Source organism: Streptomyces sp. NPDC054847 (assembly GCF_053610925.1).
Genome location: NZ_JBSGZJ010000020.1, coordinates 25,328 through 37,035, shown reverse-complemented (window position 1 = coordinate 37,035; position 11,708 = coordinate 25,328). Strand labels below are relative to the sequence as shown.

8 protein-coding genes and 2 pseudogenes are annotated in these 11,708 nt (G+C 70.3%); 8 read left to right on the top strand and 2 right to left on the bottom strand.

Features of this window, described 5'->3' with window-relative positions; genetic code table 11:
* Positions 1–394 (bottom strand): annotated as a pseudogene (locus ACWGH4_RS04545) (iron-sulfur protein); the annotation flags it as partial.
* A 242-nt stretch (positions 395–636) separates the two neighbouring features.
* Here ACWGH4_RS04545 and ACWGH4_RS04540 point away from each other — a divergent pair.
* The 4 genes from ACWGH4_RS04540 (at position 637) to ACWGH4_RS04525 (ending at position 6,788) form a co-directional block, all read left to right on the top strand.
* Positions 637–1,827 (top strand): ATP-grasp domain-containing protein, encoded by a 1,191-nt coding sequence (locus tag ACWGH4_RS04540; RefSeq protein ID WP_453455511.1) that lies wholly within the window; start codon positions 637–639, stop codon positions 1,825–1,827.
* Positions 1,824–3,605, top strand: a complete 1,782-nt coding sequence (locus tag ACWGH4_RS04535; RefSeq protein WP_453455508.1) for an IucA/IucC family protein — start codon at positions 1,824–1,826, stop codon at positions 3,603–3,605. Before ACWGH4_RS04540 ends, ACWGH4_RS04535 begins: the two co-directional genes overlap by 4 nt.
* Positions 3,606–3,810: 205 nt before the next feature.
* Complete coding sequence (locus ACWGH4_RS04530; protein WP_453455505.1) at positions 3,811–5,559, top strand: IucA/IucC family protein; 1,749 nt, start codon at positions 3,811–3,813, stop codon at positions 5,557–5,559.
* Positions 5,556–6,788, top strand: a complete 1,233-nt coding sequence (locus ACWGH4_RS04525; protein WP_453455503.1) for a type III PLP-dependent enzyme — start codon at positions 5,556–5,558, stop codon at positions 6,786–6,788. Before ACWGH4_RS04530 ends, ACWGH4_RS04525 begins: the two co-directional genes overlap by 4 nt.
* Before the next feature lie 7 nt (positions 6,789–6,795).
* Here the strand turns inward: ACWGH4_RS04525 and ACWGH4_RS04520 are convergent, their stop codons facing one another.
* On the bottom strand, positions 6,796–7,224 hold the full coding sequence (locus tag ACWGH4_RS04520) for an ATP-binding protein (protein WP_453455500.1): 429 nt from the start codon (positions 7,222–7,224) through the stop codon (positions 6,796–6,798).
* Between the two features lie 140 nt (positions 7,225–7,364).
* Here ACWGH4_RS04520 and ACWGH4_RS04515 point away from each other — a divergent pair, with 140 nt between their 5' ends.
* The 4 genes and pseudogenes from ACWGH4_RS04515 to ACWGH4_RS04500 all read left to right on the top strand — a co-directional run.
* The gene (locus ACWGH4_RS04515) at positions 7,365–8,132 is read left to right on the top strand and encodes an IclR family transcriptional regulator (protein WP_453455497.1); all 768 of its coding nucleotides are present in this window, start codon (positions 7,365–7,367) and stop codon (positions 8,130–8,132) included.
* 41 nt (positions 8,133–8,173) lie between these two features.
* Positions 8,174–9,688 carry a glycerol kinase GlpK gene (gene glpK / locus ACWGH4_RS04510; protein ID WP_453455494.1) on the top strand — a complete coding sequence of 505 codons (1,515 nt, stop codon included), beginning with the start codon at positions 8,174–8,176 and terminating at the stop codon, positions 9,686–9,688.
* Positions 9,689–10,206: 518 nt separating this feature from the next.
* Positions 10,207–11,349: a mechanosensitive ion channel family protein gene (locus ACWGH4_RS04505; protein WP_453455492.1), complete on the top strand. Its 1,143-nt coding sequence runs from the start codon at positions 10,207–10,209 to the stop codon at positions 11,347–11,349.
* 128 nt (positions 11,350–11,477) lie between these two features.
* Positions 11,478–11,636 (top strand): annotated as a pseudogene (locus ACWGH4_RS04500) (cardiolipin synthase B); the annotation flags it as partial.
* Positions 11,637–11,708: the final 72 nt, after the last annotated feature.

The window sequence follows — 11,708 nt, the reverse complement described above, 5'->3', positions numbered from 1 at the left end:
AGTCCGGGACGATCTCGAACGCGGCCGCCGCGACGTCGATGCGGACGTCCTGCGGGGCGATGCGCGGCACGCGCCGTTCCAGGTACCAAGCGCCGCTCATCAGCAGAGTGACGGACCAGAGGTAGTCGTGCAGGGCGCGGGAGGCGGCAACGTCCCTGCGGGGCGCATGTCTGTGATGTTCCCGGATGCGGTCGGCCTCGGCGTCGATGAAGGCGTCCAGCGCTTTGTCGCTCCGCGTCAGTTCGGCCCCGTCGAGGAGCGCTTGGGATGCCTCGGAAGCGATCCGCACGTTCAGCGCTTCGCATGAGGCCACGAGGTCGAGGTACGTGCGGGCGAGCGTGGAGGCCGCGGTCACGGCAGGGCCGGTTGTCGCGGCACCTGTGGCCATGGTCATCGGCAGTCCTTCAGGGAGCGGCAAGCTCGGGTCACAAACAAAAGGTAAGGCTTACCTTAGTCGGAGACCCGCCCCGGCGATCAAGGGGGTCGATTTCCATGAGCCGTACGGAAGTTGATAACTTAGGTTGACCTAACTTCGGCTGCCGCGCCGAGGACGAAGGCCGGTCGGTGCCTGCGCCGTCACCGACCTCTGCCCACGCCGACGTCCCCACGTCCTCGACCGGGAAGGGGCCACCGCCCATGCGGTTGTACCTGCTCGCACTGAACCCCACCGACTCGGTCACCGAAGGCTTCCTCCCCGCCGCCGCCCGGCTCGGCATCGACGTCACCGTGCTCACCGATCAGCCTCGGACCCACCGCCGCACGTATCCGGACATCGAGGTCCTGGAGTGCGACGTACGCGACTTCCGCGCGGTCATCACCCGGACGGCGACCCACCACACGCCTGACGCGGTCTTCACCAACAGCGACCACCTGCAGACCCAGGCCGCCCTCGCCGCCGACTACTTCGGGCTCGCCGCCAAGCCCTGGCAAGCCACGCTGCGCGCCAAGGACAAGGCGCACATGCGCCGCCACCTCGCCGGGACCGGGGCCGACACGGTGTGGTCGACCGAGCTGGCCGTCGGCCAGGACCCGGCCGTACTGACACGCCTCGACGTGCCGTTCCCGTGCGTCGTCAAGCCCCGCGAGGGCGTGGCCAGCGAGGACGTGGTGCTCGCCGACGGCCCCGAGGATCTCCTGCTGCGCTGCAAGGAGATCCAGGAGCGGCGCCCGGAGGCGGCGCTGGTCGTCGAGGAGTACCTGGCCGGTGAGCTGTACACCCTCGAAACCCTCGGCGATGGTCGCGTACGCCACGTCCTGGGCGGCTTCCACACCGAGCTGTCCGCCCCGCCGTACTTCATCGAGGAGCGGATGACCTTCGTGGCCGCTCACCCCGAGCCGGTCGTGGGGCAGGTCCTCGCCCAGCTCGACGCGCTCGGTGTCGGCTTCGGCGCGTGCCACACCGAGTTCGTGGTGCACGAGGGCCGTGCCCGGATCATCGAGGTCAACTACCGTGCCGTCGGGGACCAGTGCGATCTGCTGCTGGCCCAGCTGCTGGACATCCCGCTCTTCGAGCACATACTCCGTACGCACCTGGGCGAGCCGCTGCCCGCCGACCTGGGCGCCCGTACCGACGGCGCAGCCCGGCTCGATTGCCCGTGTGCCAACAGGGCAGGCACGCTGACATCAGCCCCGGCGGCCGCCGACCTCGTCGTGGACGGTGTGAACCTGACGTACCGGCCGCTTCGCCAGGTCGGCGAGCGGCACGATCTCTACCACACGAACCGCGACTATCTCGGCGTGCTCCGGGCCACCGGCACCGATCAGGAAACCATCGACCGCGTCGCGGCCGACTTCCTCGCCGCTCAGCGCTGGGAGATCACCCCATGACGGCGACCACCACGGCCGTCGACCCGGCCCAGTGGGACCTGTTGCTGCGCGTGCTCGGTGCGCTGCTGCGCGAGGACGTCGTGGGCCTGAGGACCCGCTCCACGCCGGTGGTGCGGGAGGACGGCCTCTGGCTGCGGCTGGCCCACGACGCGGACGGCGACGCCCTGCTGCTCCCGGTCGTCGAGGACGGCTTCCAGAGCACGTACACCGCACGACTGCCGCTGCTCGTACGGGAGTCGGACGGTCGCGAGCTGACCTCCCACGACGATGTGCTGGACGCCCTGAGCGTTCTCGCGCCCCCCGCCGACCGGGCCGGCTTCGCCGCGTTCGCCGCGGAGTGCCGCCAAACCCTCACCACGATGCGGCTGCATGCCCGCACCCGCGAGGAGGTCGCCGGTCGGCTCACCGACCGCTACGGAGCCGACCCCGCCCACTGGACGGGCCTTGCCGGCGGCCTCGCCCACGACACCCTCGCCGCCCGCCACGACCACCCGGTCTACCCCACCGCGCGAGGACGCTCAGGCCTCGGCGAGGAGCAGTTGCGCGCCTACGGCCCCGAGTTCCACCCCCGCTTCGCGCTGCGCTGGATCGCCGTGCCGCGTGAGGTCCTCACCGTGCCCGGGGGCCCCGCCCGGCTGCCCGACCGGTGGCCCACGCCCGCGATCCTCGGCCTGCCGGAGCTCTTCCACAGCCATGTCGCTCTCCCCGTCCACCCGCTCACCGCCGGCGCGCCCCTGCACGACGCGCTGAGGGCGACGGGCCTCGAGGACCGTGCCGTGCTCGCCGACCACCCGTATCTGGAGGTGGTACCGACTCTGTCGATGCGTACGGTGGCGCTCGCCGCCGACCCCACCATCCACCTCAAGCTGCCGCTCACGACCGCCACGCTGGGCCTGCGCAACCGCCGCACCATCAAGCCGGGCACGCTCGTCGACGGGGCCGCCGGCCAGCGCCTGCTGGAAACGGTGATCGCCCGCGAGCCGCGCTTCCGTGACACGGTCCTGCACGCCGACGAGACGGTGTACGCCCATGCCGGACACGAAGTCCTTGCCGTGCTCGTGCGCCGCTACCCCGCCGGACTCGACGACGCCGTCGTCACGCCCATGGCCGCTCTGCTGAGCGAGGCGCCCGGTGGCGGAATGGTGATCGACCACCTCGCCGACCGCTTCTACGGCGGCGACCCGCTCGCGCTGCTCGACGCCTGCCTCACCCTGCTCTTCGACTGGCAGACCGCGCTCCTCGGCTACGGCATCGCGCTGGAGTCGCACCAGCAGAACATCTCACTGGTACTGGACCGGGACGGAGACGACCGCACCCGTTTGCGGCTGCTGCTCAAGGACAACGACGGCCCGCGTATCAACACCGCCCGCATGCGCGAGACCCTCGGCGCCGACGCGCCGAACCCGTCCGACTTCGACGACGCCCGGATCTTCGGCGAGGACGACAGGCCGGTCACCGACCTGTTCACCACCATCACCCTCCACCTGTGCGCGGGGGCCTACGCCTTCGGTCTCGCCCGGCGCGGCCGCGCCCCGCTGGAGTCGCTGCTGGACCTCGTACGCGACCGGCTCACCGAGGCCGTCGACCGGCTCGGCAGCCCGGCGGGCGAGCCCGGCGCGATCCTGCGCGCCGCCGTGCTCGACGGTCACGATCTCCCGGTCAAGGCGATGGTCACCGCAGGCACGTTGCTCACCAAGGAGCGTTCGGGCGCCGCCGACATCAACAAGCACTACACCACCGGACCCAACTACCTTCTGCCGGCGGCGAAGGCACGGTGAGCACACTCCAAGGGTCCGGCCGACCACGGCGAACACCGCCGCCCTCGGGTTCACCGAGCGGTCGCCGCATGCGCGGGGGCGGGGACGGGCAACCGCCTCTTCGGCCGCACCGCGCCGGTGTTGACCGGCGTCGCCGTGGCCGCCGTGTCGGCGTCGCCGTTCCGTTCCTGCACCTCTGCTCTGTCCGGATCCGCTGGAGTCGTCGATGTCCCTGACCGATTCGATCGGTACCACCCCTGTTTCCGCCGCCCCCAGCGGGCTTCCCACCGCGGACGACGCCGTGGCCCACACCCTCCTCAACTGCCTGCTGAGAGAGCTGCCCGGCCCCGAGCAGCAGACCGCCGTCACCGACGGCCACCTGCTGCTGCGCCTCCCCCGCCGCGGCGTGCTGCTGCGCGTCGCCCTGCGGCGTACGTCGTTGCTGGGCGCGCACCGCTTCACCGGGTCGGTGCGGGAGCAGCACGACGGGGACTGGGTGGAGATCGACTGGCGGCGCCTCGCCGCGTACGCGCGGGACGAGCTGTCGTCGCGCACGGGCGTGCGCAACGAGGAGTTCCTGGACCAGATCGCCTCCAGCCACCAGGCGATCAAGGCCGCTCTCGACGTACGCGCCGCACGAGCCCGGCCGGACGGCACGGTCGCGGACAGGCTCGCCACCTATCTGGCCTCCGAGCAGTCCCTGCTGTTCGGCCACCGCTTCCACCCGACGCCGAAGGCCCGCACCGGCGACCCCGCCTCCTGGCTGTCGTACGCGCCCGAGACCGGGTCCTCCTTCCCGCTCCGCCACCTCGCGGTGCGCGAGCACCTGATGGCACAGGAGACCGCCGAGTGCGGCTCCGCCGATGTGCTCGACCGGCTGGGTTCCGACGTCCCGGCCGGTTACCGGCTGCTGCCCGCCCACCCGTGGCAGTACGAGATGTTGAGCGGACACCCCGGGCTGCGCGCGGCCGTCGAGCGGGGCGACATCCTCGACCTGGGCCGGGCCGGGAAGCCATTCGCCGCCACCGCGTCCGTACGCACCCTGTACGACGGTGACACGTTCCTGAAGTTCAGCCTGAATGTCCGCATCACCAACTGCCTGCGCAAGAACGCCTGTTACGAGCTGTCCGGCGCGGTGGCCATGACCCGGTTGCTGGAGCCGGTCCTGAACTCCATGGCCACGCGCTTCCCCGGCAGCGCCGTGCTCCGCGAGCCCGCCTACCGAAGCTTGCTGCTGCCGGGGCCCGGCGGTGCTCCGGACCGCACCCTGCTCGAAGGCTTCGGCGTGATCGTCCGCGAGGGCCTGTCCGCGAGGTTGCTGCCCGGCACCACGCCGCTGCTCGCGGCGGCCGTCGCCGACGAGTACCCGACGGGTCCCGGCCACATCTCCCGGCTCCTCGACGGAGCAGGGCCCCGGACCGCCTTGGACTGGTGGTCGGCGTACCTGAAGCTGCTCGTCCCACCCGTCCTGGCCGCCTACTTCGACCACGGCCTCGTCCTCGAGCCGCACCTGCAGAACGTCCTCGTCTGCGTCGACGACGTGGGCATGCCCGCCCAAGTCCTCTTCCGTGATCTGGAGGGCGCCAAGCTCGTCCGCGAGCGCCACGCCGACGCCCTCGGCGCGCTGCCCGCGGAGGTCGCCGGCCCGATGACGTACGACGCGCAGCGCGGCTGGGACCGGGTCGTCTACTGCCTGGTGGTCAACCACGTCGCCGACATGCTCGCCGCGGTCGCCGACCTGCATTTGCGGACCGAGCGCGCCCTGTGGGCCGAGGTCCGGGCCACCCTCCAGGCGTACGCCGACCGGTACGGCTGCCCGCCACGGCTCGCTGCCCTCCTCGCGGGTATGCCGCTGCCCGCCAAAGCCAACTTGCTGGCCCGTTGGGAACGCAAGGCCGACCGCGAGGCCGGCTACGTCCGTCTGCCTTCCCCGCTGGCCGAAGACGTCCGTCACCCATGGAGCGATGCCCGATGACCCCCCTCACCCCCGCGGTGCGTGACCACGTCCTGTCCCTGCCCGCCGACGAGCTCCCGGCGTACGTCTACGACCTGGCGGCGCTGCGCGAACACGCAGCCGCCGTGCGGGCAGCCCTGCCGGAGCGCGTCGAGCTGTACTACGCCGCGAAGGCCAATCCGGAGCCGGAGATCCTGGCCGCGCTCGGCCGGTACGTCGACGGCTACGAGGTCTCCTCGGGCGGGGAGCTCGCCCACGTCCGCAAGGCGGTACCGGGCCGCCCGCTGGCTTTCGGCGGGCCAGGCAAGACGCCGGCGGAGATCGCCTCGGCGCTGGAACTGGGCGTGGAACGCTTCCACGTCGAGAGCGTGTACGAGCTTCACATGCTGGCGGAACTGGCCCGGCGGGCGGATGCGAAGGCCGGGCTCCTGCTCCGCGTCAACCTCGCCGTGTCCGACGACTCACTGGTGGACAGCTCGCTGGCGATGGGTGGGCGGCCCACCCCGTTCGGCCTCGATCCGACCGATGCCGACACCGTCGTCCGCCTGCTCACCGACGGCACGTACCCGCATCTGGAACTGCGCGGCGTCCACGCCCACCTGGCCAGCGGCCTCCGCGCCCCCGAACAGCTCGCGGTCGCCGGATCCATCGTGACGTGGGCGACCGGTCTGGCCGCCCGCCACCGCGTCCGCCTCGCCGAGGTGAACGTCGGTGGCGGCATGACCGTCGACTACGCCGCGCCTGGCCTGCGCTTCGACTGGGCGGCGTACGGCGCCGGGCTCAGCCGCCTCACGGCCGCCCACCCCGACGTCACCCTGCGCATCGAGCCGGGCCGCGCCATGGCCGCGTACTGCGGTTGGTACGCCACCGAGGTGCTGGACGTGAAGCACAGCCACGGTGAGGAGTTCGCCGTGGTCCGCGGCGGCACGCACCACCTCCGCACCCCGGCGACCAAGGGCCACGACCAGCCCTGCTCCATCCTCCCGGTGGACACGTGGCCGCACCCCTGGCCCCGTCCGGCTGCCCAGCACGACCGGGTCACGCTGACGGGCCAGCTGTGCACACCCAAGGACCTCCTGGCCCGTGGCGTCCCGGCGCCTCGGCTGCGGGCCGGGGACCGGGTGGCGTTCGCCCTGGCGGGTGCCTACGGGTGGAACATCTCGCACCACGACTTCCTCATGCACCCCCGTCCCGGCTTCCACTTCCTCGGTCGACGGGGGCCCGACCCTCACACTCCGGCGGCCGGGTGAAGTCGTCTCACCCGACGACCACGTCTGCCCACCAGGTGTTTCCGTCGGCACGCTCCCGCACGCCGTGCCTGGCCGACAGCGCCATGACGATTCCGATGCCTCGGCCGTGCTCGTCCGGGTCGAGCCCGGAATCCGGCCGGTCGGCCGGAGCCGCAGGTCCCGCATCGGTCACCTCGACGCGTACGGCCTGGACAGCGTCCACCAGGACCCGCGACACCCGAAGCGTCGCCGGAGGCAGGGCGTGGGCGATCGCATTGGTGAGCAGCTCCGAGGCCAGCAGGACCACGTCCTCAGCGACGTCTGCGGACAGGTGCCAGTCGACGAGGACCGCGCGCAGGCGCCGACGCATCACCGTGACTGCCTCGGGGACGTGCGGCAGGGGAAAGACACACGTGACGTCGTCGGGAAGCTCTGCGCCGAGCTGCGCCACTGTCATGGCCCGTCCTCCTCCGGAAGCGCTGCCGGCCGGTGGCCGGGGAGATGAAACGCTAGGGAGGTGGAGACGGTCGGTCAATGAACGACGGTCGGCATTGCCGAACGGAGGTCCTCGGGCGAAGACCGGACTACGATCGTCCTATGGTCGGCCCGGTCCAGTCCATAGAACGGGCGGCGGCGATCCTGCGTCTGCTCGCCACCGGTCCCCGCAGGCTGGGACTGGGCGAGGTGGCGTCATCGCTCGGACTGGCCAAGGGCACCGCTCATGGCATTCTGCGCACCCTGCAGCATGTGGACTTCGTGGAGCAGGACGCTGCCACCGGAAAGTACCAGCTCGGAGCGGCTCTGCTCCATCTCGGTACCAGCTACCTCGACGTCAACGAGTTGCGGTCGCGCTCCCTCAACTGGGCCGACGCCCTGGCCGCCCGCAGCGGGGAGGCCGTCCGCCTGGGCACCCCCCTGGAGGGGCAGGTGCTCATCGTCCACCACGTCTTCCGGCCCGACGACACCCTCCAGACCCTGGACGTGGGCGCACTGCTGCCGCTTCACGCCTCCTCGCTCGGCAAGGTCCTGCTGGCCTTCGGGGCCGCGCCCGTCGAGCCTCTGCTGAAGGCCGGACTGGAGGCCTACACCCGGCACACTCTGGTGCTCCCCGAGGATCTCAGCCGGGCGCTCGGCGAGATTCGAGAGCTCGGCTGGGGCTCCGAGGTGCAGGAAATGAGCATGGGTGACGCCGGAGTCGCCACGCCGATCCGGGGGCACGGCGGCCTCGTGGTGGGCGCGCTCGGCGTATCCGGCCCGGTCGAGCGGATCTGCGACTCAGGAGGCCGGCCCCAACCGGCCCTGATCACCTTGCTCAGGGAGGCCGCACGGGCGATCTCCAGAGAACTGGGCGCGGCGCGCTGGTAGACACCCGCTGCGCCGCGACACATCGGAAGGCAGGCCCGATCATGGTTGCACGGTATGTGATGTCCATCGACCAGGGCACCACCTCCACTCGATGCATCCTGTTCGACCACCGCGGGGGGCTGGTGTCGGTCGCCCAGCGAGAGCACCGCCAGTACTTTCCTCAGCCCGGATGGGTCGAGCACGACGCCGTGGAGATCTGGCGCAACCTGCAGCGCGTGGTGCCGGAGGCCCTGTCCCACGCCGGCGTGGACGCCGGGCAGATCGCCGCCATCGGGATCGCCAACCAGCGGGAGACGACCGTGCTCTGGGACCGGCGGACAGGTGTGCCACTGGGGAAGGCGATCGTCTGGCAGGACACCCGCACCGCTCCGCTTGTCGACGAGCTGAGAAACCGGCACGGGGACGAGTTCTTCCTGGAACGCTGCTGCCTGCCCCCCTCGACCTACTTCTCCGCGCCCCGGATCCGCTGGTTGTTCGATCACATCGACGGGCTGGAGCAGCGTGCCCGGGACGGCGAGGTGCTGTTCGGCACGATGGAGAGCTGGCTGATCTGGAACCTCACCGGTGGAAGGGACGGCGGCCTGCACATCACCGACGCCACCAACGCCAGCCGCACCATGCTCATCGACATGCGCACGCTGACCTGGGACAGCGAGCTCATGGAGTTCTTCGGAGTCCCGCGCCGGATGCTGCCGGAGATCCGTCCTTCCGCGGAGTGCTACGGCGAGGCCCGCTCCGTGCTCCCGGGGATCCCGATCACGGCCGCCCTCGGCGATCAACAGGCGGCCTTGTTCGGGCAGACCTGTTTCTCGCCCGGCGAGGCGAAGTGCACCTACGGGACCGGCAGTTTCCTGCTCATGAACACCGGCTCCGACGTCGTCCGATCCCGGCACGGGCTCCTCACCACCGTCGCATACAAGATCGCGAAGCAGCCCGCGGTCTACGCCCTGGAGGGGCCGATCGCCGTTACCGGGTCGCTGGTCCAGTGGTTCCGCGACCGACTGGGTCTGATCAACAGTGCACCTGAGATCGAGACCCTGGCACGCACCGTCGAGGACAACGGCGGCTGCTACATCGTCCCCGCGTTCTCCGGTCTGTTCGCACCCCATTGGAGAAGTGACGCCCGCGGCGTCATCGTCGGCCTCACCTCGTACATCACGAAGGGCCACTTGGCGCGAGCCGTCCTGGAAGCCACCGGCTGGCAGACACGGGAGGTCGTCGACGCCATGAACGCCGATTCCGCGCTCGCCCTGCAGCAGCTCAAGGTGGACGGGGGCATGACCTCCGACAACCTGCTCATGCAGTTCCTCGCCGACGTGCTCGACGTTCCCGTGGTACGGCCCCTGGTGGCCGAGACCGTGTCGCTCGGCGCTGCCTACGCCGCCGGCCTCGCGGTCGGCTACTGGTCGGACATGGAAGTCCTGCGCCGCAACTGGCACCGGGCCGCCCAGTGGCTGCCTGACATGGATGCCGAACGGCGGGAGCGCGAATACGACTGCTGGCAACGAGCCGTGGAGCGGTCCCTGGGGTGGGTCCAGCCGCCGATGCGGTCATGACACCCCAGGGGCCGGCCTTCGAAAGACCCGCCGTCCTGGTGACATCAACCTGAAGGGCATTCAGACCGCATCGTGTCTACACACGGGCCGGACACAAAATCGGACGGGCGAGAGACCGACAGGTCGCATCGACCGTCGGATCAGCTGGGCAACCCATCCTGACGGCTCCCTGCGGCCGGCATTGGTGGAGTCCGATGCGGAGACCTGCTGAGCGGCTGCCGAGTTCGGGCGGTAGCCGCGCTACTGGGCATTCTCCGCACCGTGCGACGGCGGCCTGCGTTCGACGGCGACCCAGCGGGACTTCCGTAGCGTCGCCGCCGGCCATCCTGCGGCAGAGCGGCCGGTCTGCACCGACCCGGTGACGAGCGGCCAGGCGTATGCGGCAGGATGAGCTGTCCACGCCCGATGTCGTACGCACGTCCGGCGGGATCAATGCATCCTGGATTCGAGCAGGTATAAGTGACGAACAATCAAATCCGGTCGGTGGGCAGATTGCCGCGTCCTTCGGGAGGCGAGCGATGAACCGGGACCTCACCTTCGGCGACGTGATCGTGGCCGGGGTCGCCTTGGCCGCAGGCCTGTTGGTTGCGCTCCTTCTCCGCATGCTGCTGTTGTGGTTGGGCAAGCACGCGACGAAAACGCGCTGGAGCGGGGACGACGTCATCGTCCATGCGATGCGCGCGCTGGTGCCGTGGGCGGCGATAGCTGGGGGCGCGGCGGCTGCGGCCGAGGTGCTGCCGCTGACCAAGACGGTCCAGCGGCACGTCAACCAATCCCTGACCGTGCTGCTCATCCTCGTCACGACGATCACGGCGGCCCGAGTGATCACCGGCCTGTTGCGTACGGTCACGCAGTCCCGCCCTGGCGTCGCCGGATCGGCCACCATCTTCGTCAACATCACGCGCGTCGTTGTCCTCGCCATCGGCTGCCTGGTGGTGCTGCAGACCCTCGGCATCTCGATAGCCCCACTCCTCACCGCCCTGGGCGTGGGCGGTCTCGCGGTCGCCCTGGCCCTCCAGGACACTCTCGCCAACCTCTTCGCGGGCATCCACATCCTCGCCTCGAAGACGGTCCAGCAAGGCGACTACATCAAGCTCAGCAGCGGCGAAGAGGGATACGTCGTCGACATCAACTGGCGCCAGACGACGATCCGTGAGCTCTCCAACAATCTGGTCATCATCCCCAACGGCCGGCTCGCCGGCTCGAACATGACCAACTACAACCGCCCCGAGCAGCAGATGACCCTGCTCGTACAGGTGGGCGTCGGCTACGACAGCGACCTGGACCACGTCGAGCGGGTGACCAACGAGGTCGTCGTGGAGGTGATGACCGAGATCACCGGTGCCGTCCCCGACCACGAGCCCGCCGTGCGTTTCCATACCTTCGGCGACTCCCGCATCGGCATGACCGTCATCCTGGGGGTCGGTGAGTTCAGCGACCAATACCGGATCAAGCACGAGTTCATCAAGCGTCTGCACAAGCGGTACCTGGCGGAAGGCATCCGCATTCCGGCGCCCGCGCGAACAGTCGCGCTCCAACACGGCTCGGTCACCATTCCGCATCAGCGGGACGCGGCCACCGAGATCGCCGTCCAGCCTCTCCGGCCGGCCGCAGGGCCGGGAGACGAAGACGCTGTCCCATTGGCGGGTCAAGCACCCTAGTCTTCTGAGTCAGGAATCTGTTCAGATATGAGGCGAGGCGTTCGAGGATGTCGTCGGCTGTCGTGGTCCAGACGTAGGGCTTCGGGTCGGTGTTCCAGGCCGCGATCCAGTTGCGGATGTCCTTCACGCTCGCCGTCCTCGACGAGACCTTCACCGCGCGTCTCGACGCCGACTTCGACGAGGACGTGGCCGTCAGCGAACGTATCGTCGATGGCCGCTGGAAGCGCCGCCCCCCCGTCCAGCGCCTCCGCGAAGCGGCGGTCACCCCGATACGCCGCTTTCTGTGACTCGTCGTGCCGGCACGCTCTCCCGCGCATGCCGGCTCCCTGGAACCGGGTGCCGGGCAGGGGATCCGCCGA